This window comes from Nocardia sp. NPDC003269, assembly GCF_042888005.1.
Taxonomy (GTDB): domain Bacteria; phylum Actinomycetota; class Actinomycetes; order Mycobacteriales; family Mycobacteriaceae; genus Nocardia.
The window spans coordinates 220,338-240,618 of the sequence record NZ_JBIAPA010000006.1 but is presented as its reverse complement, the minus strand read 5'-3'; the positions used below and the strand labels follow the sequence as shown (position 1 = coordinate 240,618).

Sequence of the window (20,281 nt, the reverse complement as noted above, 5' to 3'; positions counted from 1 at the left end):
CACCTGCGCCGATGGTACTGCACTCGACAGGGTGTGGGAGAGTAGGACACCGCCGGAACATCATTGCGAAAGGCCCTCCAACTTCGGTTGGAGGGCCTTTTTGCGTTCGCGTCCACAAGCCTTTCGCCGGGTCAGGGGACTACCGTGGAGCTATGGCGACCACGAGGATCGGCACGCACATCAATGCGCCCCGCGGAAGTGTGTATCAGCTGCTGATCGACCCCGAGGCGGTCCGGGCCTGGATGGTGCCCGATGGCATGGTCAGTGAGGTGCACCGGTTCGAGCCGGAGGAGGGCGGGGTCTTCTCGATCACCGTCACCCAGGACGAGCTCACCGCGGCGGGAACGACGGAGCAGCAGCACCATGCCTACTACGGGCGATTCCTGAGCCTGGTCCCGGAGGAGCGGGTGATGGAGGTGCTGGAGTTCGTCACCGAGATCCCGGATATGGCGGGCGCGCAGACCATCACCTTCACGCTGGCCGACGCCGACGGCGGCACCGATCTCGAGGTGCTGCACGAGGGAGTGCCGCCGGGTATGACGCTCGCCGACAACGAGGTGGCGTGGGAAGTGGCGCTCGCGAAGATGGTCGCCCTTGTCGAGCGCGGCGCGATCGGCTGACCGGCCGCGCCCGGACGCGCGTCGGTTCAGCGCACGGCGTCGTCGGCGCGCGGCGTGATGCCGGAGGCGGGGACGAGATTCCAGGCTTCGAGCTGCTTGCGGATCTGCTCGGCGGCGTCGATATTGAGCGGGCCGCTGGTCCACAGCGCGTACGGCAGGTTGAAGAAGCGGCTGTCGCGGACGGCGCGCAGCCCGTTGATGCCCGGCTTGCCGCGCAGCAGCTCCACCTTCTGCGTGTAGCTCTGGCTGGGGTAGTCGACGAACATGATCGCGTCCGGGTCGGCGGCGGCCAGGCGCTCCCACGAGACCTTGGTCCAGGTGTCGGCGACGTCGTCGAGGACGTTGCGGGCGCCGGCCGCTTCGAGGATCGCCTGGGGCGCACCGAACTTGCCGCTGGAGTAGATGGTGTCGGTCCCGCTGTCGAAGAGGAAGACCGTCGGGGCCTGCGCGGGCTTCGGGGCGGCGGTGAGGGCGGCCAGCCTGCGGTCGAGATCGGCGGTGACGTCGGCGGCGCGGTCGGGGTGGCCGGTGATGGCGCCCAGGTCGGTCAGGTCGGTGCGCAGCGCGGTCCAGGGTTCGACGGTGCCGCGGGCGGCCGCGCCGTCCTGCTGGCGGCAGCTCTCGGTGAGGACGTAGGCGGCCACGCCGTCCTTCTGGAGTGCCGCGGGGGTGAGGTTGCTCGCCTCGTCGTAGCCGTAGCTCCAGCCCGCGACCATGACATCCGGGCGCTGGGCGAGGACGGTCTCGCGCGACGGGTACTCGGGGGCGACGGACTTCAGCCCGTCGACGACGGCGGCGCCGTAGTGCCTGCGCAGGGTGTCGGCGTCGCGCTGGATGCTCGACACCGCGGTCACCTGGTCCTGGGCGCCGAGCGCCAGGATCATCGAGACGAGGTTGCCGTCGTTGACGAACAGCCGCTGCGCGGGTGCGGGGAAGCGGGTGTCCTTGCCGCAGTTGCGCACCGTGATGGTGGACGCCGTGTCCGCCGAGGTGCCGGTGCAGGCCGCCAGGACGGCGGCGAGTGCGGTGGTGGCCAGGATCCGGCCGGTGTTCTTCATCAGCGCGCCTTTCGCGGGGTGATCAACAGATGGTCTTCGCCGGTCACCGGATGGGCGACCCGGGTGGCGTCCACGCCGAACACCTCGGCGACGACCGCGGGGGTCAACGCCTCGGCGGGCGGCGCGGGCGGTCGGGCGATGCCGTTGTGCAGCACGATGATCCGATCGCAGTAGCGGTCGGCCAGCGACAGATCGTGCAGGGCGGCGACGACGGTGCGGCGCAGTCCGCGCACCAGGTCGAGGAGCTCGAGCTGGTGGGTGATGTCGAGGTGGTTGGTCGGCTCGTCCAGCAGCAGGACCGGGGTGTTCTGGAGCAGGGCGCGGGCCAGCAGCACTCGTTGCCGCTCGCCACCCGACAACTGCTGCACCGGGCGATCGGCGAAACCCGAAAGATCGACTGCCGCCAGCGCTTCCAGCACCTGCTGACGCTCGCCCGAGGTGCCGAGCCCCCACGGTGGCAGATAGGGGGTGAGTCCGAGGGCGACGACTTCGCCGACGAGCATATCGGCGGGCGGGCTCTCGTCCTGGGCCACCAACGCCACCGCGGTGGCGCGGTGTCGCGGTCGGAGATCGTGCAGCGCACGGCCGTCGACGAGCACGCGGCCCCGCGCCGGTTTGCGGAGACCTGCCAGGGTTCGCAGCAGCGTGGTCTTGCCGCTGCCGTTGGGGCCGACGATGCCTACGGTCTCGCCGGGCTCGATCGAGAATTCCACGGCCGTGAGGACGTTTCGGCGGCCGATCGAACACGTCAGCTCGGCGGTCCGAATCGCTCCGGGCCGTGCGGAGTTCGAGCGGGTGGTGTCGCCTGTGCGCGCGTCACCACCGCCGCGCTCGCCGTCGTTCGGCCTGGCGTCGACCGGATCACCCGTCGCGGTCGGAGCGGCGACGGGGGCACTGGCCTCGGTGCCGGGACCGGTCACCGTGACGTGCGCGTCGGACCGATGGGTGTCGTGATCGGTACCGGCGGAATCGATCTGCTGCGCAGAAGGCGTCGCGCCGCGGAGATCCGCGTGCTCGCTGTCGGCGGACCGTGCCGGGTGGGCAGTGTGTTCGTGCGTCGTCACGAGGCACCGAAGTGGTAGCGGCGGCGACCCATCAGGAGCAGGAAGGTGGGTGCGCCGATGAGGCCGGTGAGGACGCCGACGGGGATCTCGGTGGGACGCACCAGGACCCGGGTCGCGGCGTCGGCGACGACGAGGAACAGCGCGCCGCACAGGGCGCAGGCGGGGAGCAGCGCGCGGTGGCGTGGGCCGACGATCATGCGCGCGGCGTGGGGGACGACCAGCCCGACGAAACCGATCCCGCCCGACACCGCGACCAGCACCCCGACGAGCACCGCCAGCAGGACGAACAATCCGATGCGCAGTTCCTTCACCGGAACACCGATCGACGACGCGGTGGTCGCGCCGAGGGTGAGGGCGTCGAGCCACCCGGCGATGGCCAGCAGGACGGCACCCGCGACCACCACGACGACCAGCGGGAGCGCGAGGGTGGTCCAATCGGCCCCGGCGAGGCTGCCGAGCAGCCAGAACAGGACCGATTGTGCGGCGGCGGGATCGGTGCTGCGGAACACCAGATAGCTGCTGAACGCGGCGAAGGCCGAGCCGAGCACGGTGCCGGTGAGGACCAGTCGCAGCGGGGTGAGGCCGCCCTGGGCGAAGGCCACCAGGAAGACGAGGGTGGCCGCGCCGAACGCGCCGGCCAGCGCGCCGCCCGAGAGGGCCCAGATGCCCGCGCCCGCGAACAGCCCCGAGGTGATCACCGCGGCCGCGCCGACGCCCGCGCCGGAGGAGACGCCCAGCAGATAGGGGTCGGCGAGGGGATTGCGCACCAGCGTCTGCATGGCCGCGCCCGCCAGCGCGAGACCCGCGCCGACCACGGCGGCCAGGACCGTGCGGGGCACCCGGAGCTGCCAGACGATGGTGTCGATGCCGAGATCGGTGGGGGTGGTCCCGGTCAGGCGGGCGCCGAGGGTGTCGAGCACCGCGGACACGGGGACGATCTCGGCGCCGAAGCCGGTGGCGCCGATCATGGCGGCCAGCAACAGCGCCCCGAGCAGCGGGAAGGCGAGCGATGTCCGGGCACGGATCATCGCGGGTTCTCCAGAGGCAAGGCGCGGCCCTTTCAGAGGGTGCCCGGCGAGGGAGGTCTGACTTTCGCCGCGAGGCGATCACAGTGGCGCGACCGTTCCGGAGTTGCACCGGATTCCCGCACCCGCCGGGGAGGACGACCGACTCTAACCTGGCACTCCGTGCCTACGGTCGACCGGGGGACCGGCGGGTGTCACCGGTGTTCCGATCACGGTAAGGCTAAAGGTGTTCGGGAAAACCGCGGATTGATTCAATCCCACTATGCACCGACCGAACACCTTCCTGCCCGGCCTGCGAGGCCGCGCCACCGCCGCGCTCCTCGCGGTGGCCACCGTTGCGACGCTCGGCCTGAGCGGATGCTCGAACGGCAGCGACGCACCGGTCGGCACCCCGGACGCGCCCCTGCCCACCGAGGTTCCCGCGGGCACCACGCTCGTCGTGGCCGACCAGCAGGAGCGGTTGCAGTCCGCGCTGCGGCTGTCCGGTGAGCTGGACAAGCTGCCGTTCAAGATCGAATTCGCCAACTTCGTCGGTGGCCCGGCCATTCTCGAGGCATTCCGGGCCGGCGCGGCCGATGTGGGTCAGGTGGGCGACGTGCCGCCGATCCACGCGCTGGCCGCCGGGCAGGACGTGCCGATCGTCGGCTCGTATCAGACCAACCCGCAGGCGCTGAAACTCGCTGTCGCGCCGGGACGTTCGATCAGCAAGCTGACCGACCTGAAGGGCAAGAAGATCGCCTACGCCGAGGGCACCGCGCAGCAGGCGGCCGTGCTCAAGGCGCTCACCAAGGCGGGGCTGAAGCCCACCGATGTGCAGCTGGTCCGGCTGCAGCTCGCGGAGTTCCTCGATGCCGTGCGCACCGGTCAGGTCGACGTCGCGCCGCTGATCGAGCCCAACGTGACCCGGCTGCTGCGCACCCAGGGCGCCTCGGTGATCCCCGATTCGGAGACGACCGGGATCTACAGCGGCCTGGCCTACCTGTACGCGCGCCGCGCGGTGGTCCAGGACCCGGCCAAGGCCGCCGCCACCCGCGCCCTCGTCGGCGCGTTCGTGCGGGCCTGGCACTGGACCAACACCCACCGCGAGGAATGGGCGACCAAGTACTACGTGGACAGCCAGAAGGTGAGCGTCGACGACGCCAAGCGGATCGTCGAATCGCTGGGTACCTACACGTTCCCGCACCTGGACCAGCAGCTGGTCGCCCGGCAGCAGACCACGATCGACGCGATCGACGCCGTCGGCGAGCTGCCGAAGAAGATCGAGGCCGCCGACGGCTTCGACCTGCGCTTCGACGCGGCGGTCACCGAAGCGGTCACGGCCAGCGGGGCGGCGTTCGCGCCGGCGGCGAGCTGATGGCCACCCTCGACGCCGGCGTGCTGCGGCGGATTCGCAGCACGCCGGCGCCGGTCACGGCGCTCGCGCCACGCGGGCGTGGCAGCCGCAGGCTCGGACCCGGCAAGCCCATCCCGTTCGGTTTCGCGCTCGGTCCCGCGCTGCTCGTCGGCGCCTGGGTGCTCGGCTCGGCCACCGGCGCGATCGACCCGGATACCCTGCCCGCGCCGTGGACCGTCGCGCAGACCGCCGGTGACCTGATCGCCGACGGCCGGCTGCAGTCGAACCTGCTGACCTCGCTGCAGCGCGCCGCGCTCGGGCTCGGGCTCGGTGTGCTGATCGGCGTCGTGCTGGCGCTGGTGGCGGGCCTGAGCCGGATCGGCGAGGCGATCGTCGACGGGCCGGTGCAGATCAAACGGGCCATCCCGACGCTGGCGCTGATCCCGCTGTTCATCGTGTGGTTCGGCATCGGCGAGGAGATGAAGCTGATCGTCATCACGACCAGCGTGCTGATCCCGGTCTACATCAACACCCACGCCTATCTGCGCAGCGTCGACGCCCGCTACGTGGAGCTCGCCGAGACCGTCGGGCTGTCGCGGTGGGGGTTCCTGCGACGGATCGCGCTGCCGGGCTCGCTGCCGGGCTTCTTCCTCGGACTGCGGCTGGCGGTGACCATCTCCTGGCTGGCGCTGGTCGTGGTCGAGCAGGTCAACGCGACCAGCGGCATCGGCTACCTGATGACGCAGGCGCGCACCTACGGACAGATCGACGTCATCGTCGTCGGTCTGGTGATCTACGGACTCCTCGGGCTCTTCGGCGACCTCGCCGTGCGGGCGGCGGAACGGAAGGCGCTGGCATGGCGACAGACACTGGGCGACTGACCGACGAGGACCGCAGCGTGGTGCGCACCCGCGCGCTCACCCGCGGCTTCGGCGAGCGGATCGTGCTCGACGGCATCGACATCGAGATCCGGCGCGGCGAGTTCGTCGCGCTGCTCGGCCGCAGCGGGTCGGGCAAGAGCACGCTGCTGCGGGCGCTGGCCGAACTCGACGCCGACGTCCCCGGCTCCGGCGAACTCACGGTGCCGACCCAGCGCGCCGTGGTGTTCCAGGATTCCCGGCTGCTGCCGTGGGCCCGGGTGCTCGACAACGTGGTGCTCGGCCTCACCGGGCGCGACGCTGCCGGGCGTGGACGTGCCGCGCTCGCCGAGGTCGGCCTGGCCGGACGCGAGAAGGCTTGGCCGCGTGAGCTTTCCGGTGGGGAGCAGCAGCGGGTGGCGCTGGCCAGGTCGCTGGTGCGCGAGCCGGAGCTGCTGCTGGCCGACGAACCGTTCGGCGCGCTCGACGCGCTCACCCGGATCCGGATGCACGCGCTGCTGCAGGCGCTGTGCGAGCGGCACCGGCCCGCCGTGCTGCTGGTGACCCACGACGTGGACGAGGCCGTACTGCTCGCCGACCGCGTGCTGGTCCTGGACGAGGGCCGGATCGCGATCGACCAGCGCATCGACACGCCGCGCCCGCGCAGGCACGCGCACCCGGAGTTCATCCGGCTGCGCGAGGTCCTGCTGGCCGGGCTCGGCGTCGACACCACCGACATCGAGGAAGTGAAACAAGCGTCATGAGCGCACCACGGCAACTGAGTCTCAACGCGTTCATCTACCCGTCGGGGCATCACGAGGCGGCCTGGCGGCATCCCGACAGCAGGCCCGACCGGATCTACGACGTCACCTACTACCAGGAGATCGGGCGCACCGCCGAGGCGGCCAAGCTGGACGCGGTGTTCTTCGCCGACGGGCCCGCGCTGCGCACCGATGTGCGCCACAATGCCGCGCCGGGTCTGGAGCCGATCACGCTGCTCACCGCGATCGCCGCGGCGACCACGCATCTGGGCCTGATCGCCACCGCGTCGACCACCTACTACGAGCCCTACAACCTGGCGCGGCTGTTCTCCTCGCTCGACCACATCTCCGGCGGCCGGGCGGGCTGGAACATCGTCACCACCGGCACCGATCTGGCCGCGGCCAACTTCGGCCTGGACCGGCATCCCGACCACGCCGAACGTTATGCCCGCGCACGGGAATTCGTCGACGCGGTGGTGGCGCTGTGGGACAGCTGGGAGGACGACGCGATCCTGCTCGACCGGGCCGCGGGCGTCTACGCCGACCCGGACAAGATCCATCCGATCGACTTCGTCGGTGAACACCTCAGCGTGCGTGGGCCGTTCAACGCCGCGCGCACGCCGCAGGGGCATCCGGTGCTGGTGCAGGCGGGCGCGTCGAACGAGGGCAGGGCCTTCGCGGGCAAGTACGCCGAGGCGATCTTCACCGCGCACCAGCGGCTGTCGGACGCACAGGCCTTCTACGCCGACATCAAGGCCAAGGCGGCCGAGTTCGGGCGTGACGCGAGCGAGGTGAAGATCCTGCCGGGGATCAGCCCGTTCATCGCCGACACCGAGGCCGCCGCGCTGCGGTTGGAGCGGGAGTTCAACGAGCTCACCGTGCCCGAATACGGGATCAAGCAGCTGGAATCCCTCACCGGGACCTCGTTGCGCGCCCTGGCGCTGGACGAGCCGGTGCCGGTCGAGACGTTCGCCGGGGCAGGCGATGTCACCGACAACGCGCGCAGCCGCTTGCAGGTGGTGGCGGGCATCGTCGAGCGGGAGCGGCCGACCCTGCGCGGGCTGCTGCACCGGCTCGCGGGCGCGCGTGGGCACCGGGTGTTCGCCGGGACGCCGGAGCAGGTCGCCGACACCATCGAGGAATGGTTCACCCACGGCGCGGCCGACGGTTTCAATGTGATGCCGCCGTACTACCCCGGTGGGCTGGAGGTGTTCGCCGAGACGGTGGTGCCGATCCTGCAGGAGCGCGGGCTGTTCCGCACCGAGTACACGGGCACCACGCTGCGCGATCACTTCGGGCTGACCCGGCCGCGCGGGCGGTTCGCGCCGGAACCCCTCAGCGTCGGATGAACCGGACCGACGACGAGAACTGTTGTACCGCTGGGCCGGAAGGCGTGATGCCGTGAGCGCGCGTCGTGGCTCACTCCGGCGGACGGCCGGGTCTCGGTGAGCGCCGGGGTAGTCGACGAATCGGTGCGGATGCGGTCGCTCGTGTGGCCGGTGTTCGCGCCGATGGCGCTGTACGGCGTCGGCGCGGGGGCGGCCGCGCCGATGTACGCGCTGCGGGCGCTGGATCTCGGGGCGTCGGCGGGTGCGGCCGGGCTGATCGTCGCGTTGAGTGGGCTCGGGATGGTGCTGACGGATCTGCCCGCGGGGCGGATCGTCGCGCGGATCGGGGAGCGGGCGGCGATCGGGGTCGGCAGTGTGCTCGGCACGGTCGGGGTGCTGGCGGCGATCCTCGCGCCGAATCTCGCTGTGCTGGCGCTGGGTCTGCTGCTCAACGGGGCGGCGGGTGCGGTGTGGGGGCTGGCGCGGCAGACCTACCTGGTCTCGGTGGTGGCGCCCGATCAGCGGGGACGGGCCATGTCGACGCTGGCGGGCGCGCACCGGCTCGGGTTCTTCTGCGGGCCGTTCCTCGGCGCCGCGCTGGTGCACGGGTTCGGGCCGGTCGGCGCGCTGTGGCTGCAACTGGTCACCACGCTGCTGGCCAGCGCGGCGATGGTGACCATCCGCGCCGCCGATCTCGACGACGTGACCGCGCTGCGGCCGCTGCACACGGTGCTCTCCGAGAATCGCAGGGCCCTGGGCACGCTCGGGCTCGCCTCGGTCGCGGTCGGCGCGGCGCGGGCCTCACGCACCGCGCTGCTGCCGCTGTGGGCGGCGCACCTGGGCATCGATGCCGCGACCACGAGCCTGCTGTTCGGGCTGGCCGGTGCGATCGACGTGCTCATGTCGTACCCGGCCGGGGTCTGGCTGGACCGGGCGGGCAGCCGGGTCACCGGCATCGCCTGCGGCATCTGCTTCGCGGCGGGGTACGCGGCGCTGCCGTTCACCCACTCGGCGCTCACCATGGGCGCCGCGACCATGCTGCTCGGGCTGGCCAAGGGCCTGAGCAACGGCTTGATCATGACCGTCGGCGCGTTCGCCGCACCGGAGGACCGCCGCGCGGAATTCCTCGGCGCGTGGCGGCTGACCCACGATGTGGGGATGTTCGCTGGCCCGGTCTCGGTCGGGCTGGTCGGTGCGGCCGCGGGCCTGGCCGCCGCCGGTGCGCTGCTCGCGGTCGGCGTCGGCCTGGGCACCGTGGCGATCTACCGCTGGTTCCCGGGCCGGGTGCGGCCGCGGCTGGTGAGCGAGGAGTGATGCTGCGGCCCATGGATGTTCGGGCCGCAGCGACGGGGGGTCTATCTCCGGGCGGGATCGCGGCCGGTGAGGCCGAGGATGCGGTCGAGGAGGGGAGCATCGGCGGCGACGGGGATCTCGGGGCCGTAGATGCCCATCGCGCGGCCCTGGTCGGCGGTGGCGGTGGTCTCTGCGAGGGCGTAGCGGAGCAGGTCGTCGTCCCAGTCGACCGTGGTGCCGAGGGCGTGGGCCAGGTCCCAGCCGTGGACGATCAGTTCGCCGACGACCATGCCGCCGACCAGCGCCGCGGGCAGTTCCGTCGGCCCGCCCATGTGGGTGGTGCCCTGCCACGCATCGGGGTCGCGCCAGGCGGTGGCGAGATCGGCGAGCTGGGTGTCGAGGGCGGCGGGCCAGTCGCCCGCCGTCAGGTCGACCTCGGTTTCGGCGGTGGCGGGCGGGGCGACCGACTCCTTACGTGCCGCGCCGAGCAGCGACGGACCCCAGAACAGCAGATGGTTCAGCAGGGCGCGGACATCGAACTCGGCGCAGGGCGTCGGGGCGGTGAGCTGGTCCGGCGTGAGGGTGCGCAGGAGCTTCGAGAGTGGTTCGGCGGCGCGGGCGACGCGTTCGGTTTCGGACATACAGCGAGGTAACCACCCTCGGCCTCGCGCTGTCTTGAACAAACGCGACATACACTCGCCGCGTGGAGCGCGACCCGCGGGAACTCGGCGGTGCCTGGCGCGCGGCGCAACGGCATACGTTCGTCGAACCGTCGGGGGAGCCGGCGCGCTACGTCGCGCGGTACTGGTCGGTGACCTGGGCCTACGAGCGGCCGTATCGGCAGTTGGTGGTGCCGCTGCCGAATGTCCATCTGAGCTTCCGGGACGGGCGGGCCGAGGTGCACGGGCCGTCGTCCGCGCACGTGTACCGCGAGTTGTCGGGGACCGGTTCGGTGTTCGGTGTCGCGTTCCGGCCCGGCATGTTCCGTCCGTTTCTCGGCGGCCCGGTGGCGCAGCTGCGGGACCGGACGATCGACGCCACAACGGTATTCGGCGCGGCGCTGCCCGCGGTCGCCGACGTCGACACGGTCGAGCGATTCCTCCGCGCGCACCTGCCCGGTCCGGACCCGCGGGCCGACCTCGCCGCCCGGGTCGTCGCCGCGATCGCCGAGGACATCGAGGTGACCAGGGTGGAGACGATCGCGGACCGGTTCGGGCTGAGCGTGCGCGGGCTCCAGCGGCTGTTCGCCGAGTACGTCGGACTCGGCCCGAAATGGGTGGTGCGCCGCTATCGCCTGCACGAGATCACCGAGCGGCTCGCCGCCGGGACCGAGATCGACTGGGCCGGGACCGCCGCCGAGCTGGGATACGCCGATCAGGCCCACCTCAGCCGGGATTTCCGCCGGATCTTCGGCGAACCGCCGACCCGCTACGCGCGGCGCTACGACGCGCGCTGACCCCGCCGCCTCAGCGGACGCGGGTGCCCAGGATGGTGCGCACGCCCGCGATGAACAACTGCAGACCGAAGTCGAAACGCGCGGTCGGGTCGGGGGTGTCGTGCAGCGGGGAGGCGTCGTCGGTGAGCGCGCCCACCGAATCCATCTGCATGCGGGACTGCTCGTCCACGGTCTGGCCGAGCACGTAGTAGAGCAGGGTGTAGGCCGTGAGTTCGGCTTCCTCCCTGGTCATCCCGGCGCGGATGACGATGCCGGCGAGGCGCTCGCGGGCCTTGCTGGTGGTCAGCCGCGAGGCGTAGGTGGCCGAGACCAGTTCGGCGCCGTCGCGGTAGGCCAGCAGGCAGTCGCGCAGCCGGTGGGCGAGTTCGGTGAGCTGCTCGGGCCAGTCGACGGCGGTGATCGGCTCGTCCATCGGCGCCAGGATCCGGTCGGCGACCGCGCCGAGCAGCGACTGCTTGTCCTTCACGTGCCAGTACAGCGCACCGGGCTGGACCTGCAGCGATCCGGCCAGCCGTCGCATCGTCAGGTCGCCGAGACCGTACTGGTCCAGAATCGCGACGGCGGCATCGACCACATCCGTCTTCCGCAGTTGCACGCGTGTCCTTCCCCAGAGATTCACCGACCCGAGTGTCGTGTCTCACTCGCACCCGCTACCCTAGCCTGAACACCGTTCAAGTTGCACGGCCACGCCGGGTGGATCACACCCGTGCTCGTGCGCGAACCCCGTCGAAGGGACATCACGTCGTGACACAGGCACCCGTCCAGACCGACATTCTGGCCATCGCCCGTGAGCAGGTGCTCGAGCGCGGTGAAGGCCTCACCGAGGCGCAGACCGTCGAGGTCCTGCGCCTGGGCGACGACCGCCTGGAAGCGCTGCTCGAGCTCGCCCACGAGGTGCGGATGAAGTGGTGCGGCCCGGAGGTCGAGGTCGAGGGCATCATCAGCCTCAAGACCGGCGGCTGCCCCGAGGACTGCCACTTCTGCTCGCAGTCGGGCCTGTTCCAGTCGCCCGTGCGCGCGGCCTGGCTCGACATCCCCAGCCTGGTCGAGGCGGCCAAGCAGACCGCCAAGACCGGCGCCACCGAGTTCTGCATCGTCGCCGCGGTCCGCGGCCCGGACGAGCGCCTGATGGCGCAGGTCGCCGCGGGTGTCGAGGCCATCCGCAACGAGGTCGACATCCAGGTCGCCTGCTCGCTGGGCATGCTGAACCAGGAGCAGGTCGACCAGCTCGCCGCGATGGGCGTGCACCGCTACAACCACAACCTCGAGACCGCCAAGTCGCACTTCCCGAAGGTGGTCACCACGCACACCTACGAGGAGCGCTGGGACACCCTGCGCATGGTTCGCGAAGCCGGCATGGAGGTCTGCTGCGGTGGCATCCTCGGCATGGGCGAGACCATCGAGCAGCGCGCCGAGTTCGCCGCGCAGCTGGCCTCGCTCGAGCCCGACGAGGTGCCGCTGAACTTCCTCAACCCGCGCCCCGGCACCCCCTTCGGCGACCTCGAGGTGCTGCCCGCGGCCGACGCGCTGCGCGCCATCGCCGCGTTCCGCCTGGCGCTGCCGCGCACCATCCTGCGTTTCGCCGGTGGCCGCGAGATCACCCTCGGCGATCTGGGCGCCAAGCAAGGCATGCTCGGCGGCATCAACGCCGTCATCGTCGGCAACTACCTGACCACCCTCGGCCGTCCCGCCGAATCGGATCTCGATCTGCTGGGTGAGCTGAAGATGCCGATCAAGGCGCTCAACGAAACCCTCTGAGACGCGGGCGCAGTAGGGTGACTGATATGGACGAGCGCTACAACCCGTTCACCGGCAAGCGGATCGTGCCGGGGCTCGACGACGCGATGCCCGCGGCCGCCGCGCTCGGGCTCGAGCCGCCGCGGTTCTGCGAGCAGTGCGGCCGCCGGATGATCGTGCAGGTGAGCCCGGACGGCTGGTGGGCCAAGTGCTCCCGGCACGGGGTCATCGAATCGGCGCAGCTGGAACGCCGGTAGTGGTCGCCGAGGTCGGCGCCGCGCCGCGCCCGGAGGTCCTGCGCCGTGAGGTGATCGGCGTCGGCGTCGTCGCGGTCGTCGTGCTCGTGGCGAGCGCGGCGGCCGGGGTGGCGTGGGGTCTGCTCGCGCCGACCGAACGGCTGCGGGTGACCCAGCCCGGGCGCGCCGCCGTCCTCACCGGCGAGAGCCTGCACCTGTTCGACGCGGTCGGGATGTTCCTGTGCCTCGGCGCGGTGGTCGCGGTGCTGACCACGATCGCCGCGTGGCGGGTGCGCAGCGTGCGCGGTCCCGCGCTGGTGGTGGGGATCCTGCTCGCCTCGGGACTCGGTGCGGCGGTGATGATGTGGCTCGGCGAGGCGGTCGCCGAACAACGGCATCCGCGTCCGCACGATCCCGCGATCGGTCAGATCATCGCGCTCCCCGCGGAAGTCGGCACCGATCTCGCGCTGCTCGTGCAACCCTTCCTCGCCGCGCTCGTGCTGCTGTTCCTGGCCGCGCTGCATCCGCGCACCGATCTCGGTTCGGGCTCGGCGGGCCTGCTCGGCGACCTGCGACCGGCCGAATTCGACGACTATCCGGTGGCCGGACCGGCCGAGGAATATCGTCCCAGCGGCGATTTCGATTCGAGTCCGCAACCGCGCGTCTGAGCGCGGCCCGCGCCCCTGACCGGCGCTACCATCGCCGATATCGGCAGGTGGACGGCTCGGGAGGAGTGGGTCGTGGGGTTCATCGGAGGCGGTCCGGTCGTCGAGGAGCTGGACGCGACATTCTGGCGGCTGATCGAGCCGCTCACGTATCAGGGTGCGGTACAGACCTTCACGGTCCCGGCCGGCTTCCGCACCGATTTCGCCTCGGTGCCACGGGCACTGGTCTGGCTGATCCCGCGCTACGGCGCCTACACCAGGGCCGCGATCCTGCACGACTACCTGTGCCGCACCGGCACGGTCAGCCGCGCCGACGCCGACGGCATCTTCCGCCGCTGCCTGCACGAGTTCGCGGTCTCGACGCCGCGCCGCTGGATGATGTGGGCCGCAGTGCGTCTGGGCAGTCACCTGCGCGGCGCGACACCCGGTGACATCGCGCGCTGGATTCTCATCGCGGTGCCGTCGCTGCTGTTCCTGGCGGTGCCGGTGGTCGTGGTGACAGTGGCGCTGTGGCTGTTCTGGGTGGTGGAGCTGGTCTTCTGGGCGATCGGCAGACTCGGCAGGCGCACGACCGCGCCGCCACCGGGCCCGCAGATGAAGACGGCCTAGCCACACTTCACCCAGAACGGGCGATGTGCGCGGCCCGTTCGCTCCCTAGCGTCGGTCCCGGAGGACTGTGCGACACCGCGCGAAGTCTTCTCCGGCGGTGTTCACCAGACCGAGGGAGTGTCGATGTCCGAGCCGAGCACGGGTGCCGTGGCGCCGTCCTGGTCGATTCCCCGCGGACTGATCGTGCTGCTGTCGCTGGCCGCCGGCGTCGTCGCGATCGCGGGTCTGAAAGTCTTCTCGGGCATCGTCGGACCGGTCTTCCTCGCCCTCATGCTCACCATCGCGGTGCAGCCGCTGCAGGGGTGGGCGCAGCGGCGCGGGTGGCCGACGTGGGTGGGGATGATCATCGCCCTGCTCGCGGTGGTGGGGATTCTGCTCGGGATCGGCCTGGCGCTGGTGGTATCGGCGTGGCAGCTGGCCTCGCTGCTCCCGGAATACGGCGACAAGCTGAACTCGCTGCTCGACAACGTCCGCGGGCTGCTGTCGGACCTGGGCATCAGCTCCGAGCAGGTCCACAAGGTGCTCGACGGGATCGATGTCGGCAAGATCGCCGGGGTCGTCGAGGAACTGCTGGGCGGCGTGCTCGGGGTCTTCTCGAATCTGTTCTTCGTCCTCGCCCTGCTGCTGTTCATGGCCGTCGACGGGATGACGATGGACAAGCGGATGGCCGTGGTGCAGAAGCAGCGGCCCGCCATCGCGAGCGCGCTGCTGTCGTTCACCGAGGGCACCCGCAAATACCTCGTTGTGTCCACCGTGTTCGGCGCGATCGTGGCGGTGATCGACGGTGGCGCACTGTGGTTGATGGGCGTGCCGCTGCCGATCCTGTGGGCGCTGCTGTCGTTCATCACCAACTACATCCCGAACATCGGCTTCGTCATCGGGGTCATCCCGCCCGCGCTGCTGGCGCTGCTCGACAGCGGCCCGGTGCTGATGATCTGGGTGATCGTGGTCTATTCGGTGATCAACTTCGTGATCCAGTCGATCATCCAGCCCAAATTCGTCGGTGACGCGGTCGGTTTGAGCGTGACCATCACCTTCCTGTCGCTGGTGTTCTGGGCGTGGGTGATCGGCGCGCTCGGCGCCCTGCTCGCCATCCCGCTGACCCTGCTGGTCAAGGCGCTGCTGCTCGACATCGACCCGTCGACCCGGTGGGCCGACGTGCTGATCGGCGCGCCGCTGCCGAAACCGGTGCCGGAAGAAGCGGAAGCGGAAGCGGAGGCGGAGCCGGAAGCGAAGGGGCCGTGACGACGACGATGGTGGCGCCGCCCCCGCGTCCGGTGACCCAGGGCGTCGCGGCCGGAATCACCATGCTCGGTGTCGCACTGCTACTTGTCGCGAGCATTCTGGAGATCCTGCGCGGCATCGCGTGCGTGGCCGGTGCCGAGATCTTCGACGGCACCCGGCCGTACACGTTCGAGCTGGACATCACCACGTGGGGGTGGCTGCATCTGCTGATCGGGGTGTTCGGGGTCGCGGTCGCGCTCGGCATGATCCTGGGCGCGCGCTGGGCGCTGCTGGTCGCGGCCGGGCTGGCGGGGGTGTCGATCATCGCGAATTTCGCGTCGCTGCCGTACTACCCGTGGTGGTCGGTGGTGGTGATCCTGCTCGATCTGGCCGTCCTGTGGGCGGTGTCCACCTGGGAGCCCGTCCGGTACTGAGCCGACCGGGATCTCGCTGTCTCGACAGACCGGAGCCACCATGTCCGCGCCAGCCACCTCGATCGCCGGTCCGGCGCTCGGGAGCTCGGGTGCTCGGCGCCGGCCGGTCTCGGCTGTGCCGGTCGCTCGGCTCGTGGGGTGGGTGTTCGTCGTCGCGACCACCGGGTGGGCGTTCCGGCGGACCTGGCGCGAGATCGGTGTGCCCGTCGACAGCGGGTACGCGGGGTTCGGTGCGGTGCTGTTCGTGCTGGTCGGGATGGCCGCGCTCGGTATCGCGACGCGGCGCGGGCCCGCGCTGGCCCGGGACCCGGTCGCGGACATGGTCATCGGGCTGACCGGCCTGATCGCCGCCACGGGCCTGCTCGGCGTGCAGACGGTGCGGCTCGGGGTGGCATACCTGCCGTTGCGCCTGGATCTGCTGGCGGCCTGGGCATTCGCGATCAGCGCGAGCGTGCTGGTGTTCGGGGTGCGGTCGGTCGTCCGGTTCTGGCCGGTGTGGGTGCTGCCGCTCGCGCTGTTGCCGCCGGTGTACGGGGCCGGACAGGTGCTCTTGGGTGAGGGTGGGGTCCTGGTGCTGCTGGCCGGGTGCGCGGTGGCGGTGGTCGTCGGTGGTGTCGCGGCGGCGGCCGCCACCGTGCTGATCGGCGCGGCGGTGGTGATCGCGGTCGATCGGTGGTTTCCGGGGACCCCGCAGTTCGGCTACCAGGTCGTGCCGCTCGTCGTGGGTGTGGCGGTCGTTCTCGCGGCCCGGGGGTCTTCGGCCGGGAGCGGGTCGAGCTCGGTCGCCGCGAGCAGGCCGAGGGTGCGAGCGCGGGCTGGTCGCTCGGCCTCGCCGGTCGGAGCGAGCATCGGGCGGGTGATCGGAGGCGGCGCGGGTGTCGAGCGGGTGCGCAGCGGCGGCGGAGGGTCGAGCATTGATCGGCCGGTCGGCGGCCTGGCGGATGACGTGCCGGGCCGTGGTGAACGGCCGGACGCGCACACCGGAGGTGGACCCCGTCGGCGCGTGGCTCGACTCGGGATACCCGGCGCCGGTGTGGTTCTGGTCGCCGCCGCGGTGTCGGCGTGGATCCCGGTGCCGCGGGACGGGATCCCGGAGGCCACCACGGTGACCGGTGTCGTCGCGGGCGAGGGGGTCGTCGTGCCTGGTTGGAATGTGCTCGAAAGTCACCGATATCCCTGGGCAGCAAACTATTTCGAAGACGCGCGGTTGGGTACCCGGAGCTTGTTGGAGGCCGAGGAGATCGATCCGGACTGGGATGCCGCCGGGCGCAAGCGCCGGGTGGCGGTCGATGTGCTCGGTGCCGGGAACGGCGACGGCCTCGACCGGTATCCGGACTTCGCGCACTACCGGCTGGCCGAACCGCGCTTCGGTCCGCCTTCGTACTTCGAGCTCGGCGCGGGCGTCGTCGGGCGGATGCGAACCGTCGTCGACGACCACGGGGCACTGCGCTGGACGTTGCTGAGCTGGGACTGGCGGGGCGCTGGCGGCGCGGAACGGGTGACCCTGATCGCCTCGACCGACCATCTGCCCACCGCGGTGTTCCCCGAGCCGGACGGCTCGCTCGGCACCACCGCGAGCGCGATCCTGCGGCAGGCGTTGCGCGGCCGGTCGATCGACGGCGGTCCGGCCGTCCTCGCCGACAGCGACCTGCTGCTCACCCTGGCCCACCTCCTGGTCGCGGTCCGGACCGGCGCGCGGTGATCCCACGGAAAACCGGTGGCGCGCACGGTGCCGGTCCACCTACCGTCGACCGGTCAGCAATTGCACCGGGGGAGGACCTGGCCGTGCGCGCCACCGAGAACACCAGCACCGAACAACCCGCCGAGCGGCCCGATCTCGCCGCCTGGCGACGCAGGCACGCGCTGCGCAGCTCGTCCGCCGCCACCGCCGTGCCCAGCGGCCGCACCTACCGGCGCTCGGCGAAACACCGAGATCGCCGCCATGACAGCTGAACCGCCGCCGGGCGCCGCCGACGACTGGGTCCGGCTCAACCGGGCGCACTGGGACGAACGCGCCCCGATCCACGTCCGCTCGGACATCTACGACCTCGATGGCTTCGTCGCGGGCCGGGAACACCTGCGCGACTTCGAGATCCGCGAGATCGGTGACGTTCGGGGCAAGCGGCTGCTGCACCTGCAATGCCATATCGGCACCGACACCCTGGGCTGGGCCCGGCGCGGCGCCGTCGTGACCGGTCTGGATTTCTCGGCGCCCGCGATCGCGGCCGCGCGTGCGCTGGCCGCGCGGATCGGCGCCGACGACGCCGAATTCGTGGAGGCGGAGGTGTACGCCGCGGTCGACGCGCTGGCCCACCGCACCTTCGACATCGTCTACACCGGCCTCGGCGCGCTGTGCTGGCTGCCCGACCTGCGCCGCTGGGCCGAGACGGTCGCGGCCCTGGTGGCGCCCGGCGGATTCCTCTACCTCAGCGAATTCCATCCGGTCGGCGACCTGCTCAGCCCCGACGACGGCCGCACCGTGATCGACGACTACTTCGACCCGGCGCCGGTCGTCGAACTGGTCCCGGGCAGCTACGCCGCCCCCGACGCGGTGACCACCGCCGATGTGACCGTCGGCTGGCGGCACGGCCTCGGCGAGGTCGTCTCGGCCGTGGCCGCCGCCGGGCTGCGGGTGGAGTCGTTGCGTGAGCACGATTTCACCGTCTCCCCCCGCTTCGCCTTCCTCGAACAGGACGAGCGCGGCTACCGGGCACCGGCGGGCATGCCACGGGTGCCGCTGCTGTACTCGCTGCGGGCAGCGCGGACCTGACCCCGCCAGGGGGTTGATCAGGTATCCGCCGAGTAGCGGCGGACGGCGATCGGGATCGCGAGGGCGAACAGGACGGCGATCCAGGCGGCCGCCGCGGCGACCGGATGCTGCATCGGCCAGGCGCTGCCCGGGCTCGCGGACAGGTCGGCGCCGAGCAGCTCACGCAGCGCGGCGACGATGGCGCTCACCGGATTCCACTCCGCGATCGTGGCGATCACCGACGGCATGGTCGAGGTCGGGACGAACACGTTCGAGAACATGATCGTGCCGAAGATCAGCGGTGCCGTCTGCTGGAGCATCTGCTCGTCGCGGATCGCGGCGCCGAGCGCGATCCCCAGCCACGACAGCGCGCAGCGGAAGGCGAGCAGCAGCGCGATCGCCACCGCGACCTCGCCCACCGTGGCGTCCACCCGCCAGCCGAGCAGCGCGCCGATGCCGGACATCAGCGCCAGCGCCAGCACCCCGACCACCGTTTCGGCCAGCGCGAAGCCGGTCGGCGCGGCCGCGGGCGACAGCGGCAGCGCGCGCAGCCGGTCGGTGAATCCGCTGTGCAGGTCGGCGTTCGCGGTGGACGCGGTGGAGGTCAGACCCATCGCCGCGACCAGGACCAGCACGCCGGGGACCAGGTAGGCGCGGTAGGCGGCGGCATCGCTGCCCCCGGAGAGCGCGCCGCCGAAGACGAAGCCGAACAGCAGCATCATGCCCAGCGGCGCGGCCAGCGTGATCGCGAACAGGCCCGGCGAATTGCGGTAGTTCGTCAGGACGCGCTCGAACAGCACCACCGCGCCGGTGCACACGGAGACCGACCGAGTCTCGGTGGCGCTCATGCCCGCACCTCCTTGCGCGCACCGGTTGCGACCCGGTCGCGGCCGGTGAGCGCGAGGAACGCGTCGTCGAGGGTCGTCGCGCGGGTGCCGATATCGCGCACCGTGATGTCGGCGGCGTCGAGCGCGCGCAGCACCGGCAGCAGGCCGGGGGCGTCGCCGGTGAAGGTGAACGACAGCTCCATCGGCGAAAGGTCCGGCGCCGGTGGGGAATCCGATGGCGCGCCACCGAAGGTCGCCAGCACCGCGGCGATCTCGGCGTAACGGTCGGCGTCGTCGACGATCAGGTCGAGCCCGGCGGGCACGGCCGCGAGGATCTCCGCGGGCGTGCCCGCCGCGACGACCCGGCCCGCCTCCAGGATGGTGATCGCGTCGGCCAGGCGCTGCGCCTCGTCGAGGTACTGGGTGGTGAGCAGCACGGTGGTGCCCTCGGCGACGAAATCGCGCACGTACCGGTAGATCTCGTTGCGGCTGTGCGGATCGAGCGCGGTGGTCGGCTCGTCCAGGAACAGCACGGCGGGGCGCACGATCATGCCCGCGACGATGTCGAGCCTGCGGCGCATACCGCCCGAGTAGGTGCGCACCACCCGGTCGGCCGCCTCGGCCAGCTCGAAGCGGTCGAGCAGCTCGCCCGCGTGCCGCCGGGCGGCCGTCGCGCGGAAGCCGTTGAGCCGGGCCAGCATCACCAGATTCTGCCGTCCGGTCAGGCGCGGGTCGACGGCGTGGAACTGGCCGACCAGGCCCAGTTGCCGTTTCGCGTCCTCGGCGTGGGTGACGGTGTCGAACCCGCGGATCGCGGCCCGCCCCGAGGTGGGGCGCAGCAGTGTCGCCAGCATGCGCACGGTGGTGGTCTTGCCCGAGCCGTTCGGCCCGAGCAGGGCGTGCACCTGGCCGGCGGGTACCCGCAGGTCCACCCCGTCCACCACGGTGTTGTCGCCATAGGTCCTGGTCAGTGCAGCGGCATCGATGGCATGCACGGCAATCTCC

At 71.5% G+C, this 20,281-nt stretch carries 23 protein-coding genes and 1 riboswitch; of the genes, 16 read left to right on the top strand and 7 right to left on the bottom strand.

The features are described 5' to 3' along the window. The first annotated feature begins 152 nt into the window (after window positions 1-152). Window positions 153-620, top strand: a complete 468-nt coding sequence (locus tag ACFYWJ_RS33745) for an SRPBCC domain-containing protein (RefSeq protein ID WP_355283122.1) — start codon at window positions 153-155, stop codon at window positions 618-620. A gap of 26 nt (window positions 621-646) precedes the next feature. Here the strand turns inward: ACFYWJ_RS33745 and ACFYWJ_RS33740 are convergent, their stop codons facing one another. The 3 genes from ACFYWJ_RS33740 to ACFYWJ_RS33730 are packed head-to-tail and all read right to left on the bottom strand — an operon-like array spanning window position 647 to window position 3,770. Next, window positions 647-1,678 (bottom strand): ABC transporter substrate-binding protein, encoded by a 1,032-nt coding sequence (locus ACFYWJ_RS33740; RefSeq protein WP_355283124.1) that lies wholly within the window; start codon window positions 1,676-1,678, stop codon window positions 647-649. Further along, the gene (locus ACFYWJ_RS33735) at window positions 1,678-2,742 is read right to left on the bottom strand and encodes an ABC transporter ATP-binding protein (protein WP_355283127.1); all 1,065 of its coding nucleotides are present in this window, start codon (window positions 2,740-2,742) and stop codon (window positions 1,678-1,680) included. The genes ACFYWJ_RS33740 and ACFYWJ_RS33735 overlap by 1 nt, the downstream gene beginning before the upstream one ends. Continuing rightward, complete coding sequence (locus ACFYWJ_RS33730; RefSeq protein ID WP_355283130.1) at window positions 2,739-3,770, bottom strand: iron ABC transporter permease; 1,032 nt, start codon at window positions 3,768-3,770, stop codon at window positions 2,739-2,741. The genes ACFYWJ_RS33735 and ACFYWJ_RS33730 overlap by 4 nt, the downstream gene beginning before the upstream one ends. 54 nt (window positions 3,771-3,824) lie before the next feature. Beyond that, a riboswitch (cobalamin riboswitch) is annotated at window positions 3,825-3,888 on the bottom strand. Between the two features lie 141 nt (window positions 3,889-4,029). Between ACFYWJ_RS33730 and ACFYWJ_RS33725 the strand changes: the two genes are divergently transcribed. From ACFYWJ_RS33725 to ACFYWJ_RS33705, 5 genes are all read left to right on the top strand, one after another. Continuing rightward, a complete protein-coding gene (locus ACFYWJ_RS33725; protein ID WP_355283132.1) occupies window positions 4,030-5,121 on the top strand; it encodes an ABC transporter substrate-binding protein in 1,092 nt (363 codons plus the stop codon). Further along, the gene (locus tag ACFYWJ_RS33720) at window positions 5,121-5,981 is read left to right on the top strand and encodes an ABC transporter permease (RefSeq protein WP_355283135.1); all 861 of its coding nucleotides are present in this window, start codon (window positions 5,121-5,123) and stop codon (window positions 5,979-5,981) included. The genes ACFYWJ_RS33725 and ACFYWJ_RS33720 overlap by 1 nt, the downstream gene beginning before the upstream one ends. Next, window positions 5,957-6,721: an ABC transporter ATP-binding protein gene (locus ACFYWJ_RS33715; RefSeq protein WP_355283138.1), complete on the top strand. Its 765-nt coding sequence runs from the start codon at window positions 5,957-5,959 to the stop codon at window positions 6,719-6,721. Before ACFYWJ_RS33720 ends, ACFYWJ_RS33715 begins: the two co-directional genes overlap by 25 nt. Next, window positions 6,718-8,067 carry an LLM class flavin-dependent oxidoreductase gene (locus ACFYWJ_RS33710; protein WP_355283141.1) on the top strand — a complete coding sequence of 450 codons (1,350 nt, stop codon included), beginning with the start codon at window positions 6,718-6,720 and terminating at the stop codon, window positions 8,065-8,067. The genes ACFYWJ_RS33715 and ACFYWJ_RS33710 overlap by 4 nt, the downstream gene beginning before the upstream one ends. A gap of 96 nt (window positions 8,068-8,163) precedes the next feature. Further along, window positions 8,164-9,360 carry an MFS transporter gene (locus ACFYWJ_RS33705; protein WP_355283144.1) on the top strand — a complete coding sequence of 399 codons (1,197 nt, stop codon included), beginning with the start codon at window positions 8,164-8,166 and terminating at the stop codon, window positions 9,358-9,360. A 41-nt stretch (window positions 9,361-9,401) separates the two neighbouring features. Here the strand turns inward: ACFYWJ_RS33705 and ACFYWJ_RS33700 are convergent, their stop codons facing one another. Continuing rightward, complete coding sequence (locus ACFYWJ_RS33700; RefSeq protein WP_355283146.1) at window positions 9,402-9,980, bottom strand: TIGR03086 family metal-binding protein; 579 nt, start codon at window positions 9,978-9,980, stop codon at window positions 9,402-9,404. Between the two features lie 62 nt (window positions 9,981-10,042). On the opposite strand from ACFYWJ_RS33700, the gene ACFYWJ_RS33695 reads away from it, so the two are divergent. Beyond that, window positions 10,043-10,795, top strand: a complete 753-nt coding sequence (locus tag ACFYWJ_RS33695) for a helix-turn-helix domain-containing protein (RefSeq protein WP_355283147.1) — start codon at window positions 10,043-10,045, stop codon at window positions 10,793-10,795. 10 nt (window positions 10,796-10,805) lie between these two features. Here the strand turns inward: ACFYWJ_RS33695 and ACFYWJ_RS33690 are convergent, their stop codons facing one another. After that, complete coding sequence (locus ACFYWJ_RS33690; protein ID WP_355283150.1) at window positions 10,806-11,390, bottom strand: TetR/AcrR family transcriptional regulator C-terminal domain-containing protein; 585 nt, start codon at window positions 11,388-11,390, stop codon at window positions 10,806-10,808. A gap of 149 nt (window positions 11,391-11,539) precedes the next feature. Between ACFYWJ_RS33690 and bioB the strand changes: the two genes are divergently transcribed. The 9 genes from bioB to ACFYWJ_RS33645 all read left to right on the top strand — a co-directional run bounded on the left by bioB (window position 11,540) and on the right by ACFYWJ_RS33645 (window position 18,470). Continuing rightward, on the top strand, window positions 11,540-12,553 hold the full coding sequence (bioB, locus tag ACFYWJ_RS33685) for a biotin synthase BioB (protein ID WP_019046302.1): 1,014 nt from the start codon (window positions 11,540-11,542) through the stop codon (window positions 12,551-12,553). 26 nt (window positions 12,554-12,579) lie between these two features. After that, window positions 12,580-12,789 carry a hypothetical protein gene (locus tag ACFYWJ_RS33680; protein ID WP_189033945.1) on the top strand — a complete coding sequence of 70 codons (210 nt, stop codon included), beginning with the start codon at window positions 12,580-12,582 and terminating at the stop codon, window positions 12,787-12,789. Further along, window positions 12,789-13,436, top strand: a complete 648-nt coding sequence (locus tag ACFYWJ_RS33675; RefSeq protein WP_355283154.1) for a DUF2567 domain-containing protein — start codon at window positions 12,789-12,791, stop codon at window positions 13,434-13,436. Before ACFYWJ_RS33680 ends, ACFYWJ_RS33675 begins: the two co-directional genes overlap by 1 nt. Before the next feature lie 72 nt (window positions 13,437-13,508). Then, entirely contained in the window at window positions 13,509-14,042 is a 534-nt protein-coding gene (locus ACFYWJ_RS33670) for a DUF1353 domain-containing protein (RefSeq protein WP_355283157.1), read from the top strand. 123 nt (window positions 14,043-14,165) lie between these two features. Further along, on the top strand, window positions 14,166-15,287 hold the full coding sequence (locus ACFYWJ_RS33665; protein ID WP_355283159.1) for an AI-2E family transporter: 1,122 nt from the start codon (window positions 14,166-14,168) through the stop codon (window positions 15,285-15,287). Next, on the top strand, window positions 15,284-15,700 hold the full coding sequence (locus tag ACFYWJ_RS33660) for a hypothetical protein (protein WP_355283162.1): 417 nt from the start codon (window positions 15,284-15,286) through the stop codon (window positions 15,698-15,700). The genes ACFYWJ_RS33665 and ACFYWJ_RS33660 overlap by 4 nt, the downstream gene beginning before the upstream one ends. 40 nt (window positions 15,701-15,740) lie before the next feature. Beyond that, window positions 15,741-17,402 carry a hypothetical protein gene (locus ACFYWJ_RS33655; RefSeq protein ID WP_355283165.1) on the top strand — a complete coding sequence of 554 codons (1,662 nt, stop codon included), beginning with the start codon at window positions 15,741-15,743 and terminating at the stop codon, window positions 17,400-17,402. 83 nt (window positions 17,403-17,485) lie between these two features. After that, window positions 17,486-17,653 carry a hypothetical protein gene (locus tag ACFYWJ_RS33650; protein ID WP_355283168.1) on the top strand — a complete coding sequence of 56 codons (168 nt, stop codon included), beginning with the start codon at window positions 17,486-17,488 and terminating at the stop codon, window positions 17,651-17,653. Further along, window positions 17,643-18,470: a class I SAM-dependent methyltransferase gene (locus ACFYWJ_RS33645; RefSeq protein WP_355283171.1), complete on the top strand. Its 828-nt coding sequence runs from the start codon at window positions 17,643-17,645 to the stop codon at window positions 18,468-18,470. Before ACFYWJ_RS33650 ends, ACFYWJ_RS33645 begins: the two co-directional genes overlap by 11 nt. Before the next feature lie 17 nt (window positions 18,471-18,487). Here ACFYWJ_RS33645 and ACFYWJ_RS33640 read toward each other — a convergent pair whose 3' ends face one another. Then, window positions 18,488-19,297: an ABC transporter permease gene (locus tag ACFYWJ_RS33640; RefSeq protein WP_355283174.1), complete on the bottom strand. Its 810-nt coding sequence runs from the start codon at window positions 19,295-19,297 to the stop codon at window positions 18,488-18,490. Then, entirely contained in the window at window positions 19,294-20,271 is a 978-nt protein-coding gene (locus ACFYWJ_RS33635) for an ATP-binding cassette domain-containing protein (RefSeq protein ID WP_355283176.1), read from the bottom strand. The genes ACFYWJ_RS33640 and ACFYWJ_RS33635 overlap by 4 nt, the downstream gene beginning before the upstream one ends. Window positions 20,272-20,281 lie beyond the last annotated feature (10 nt).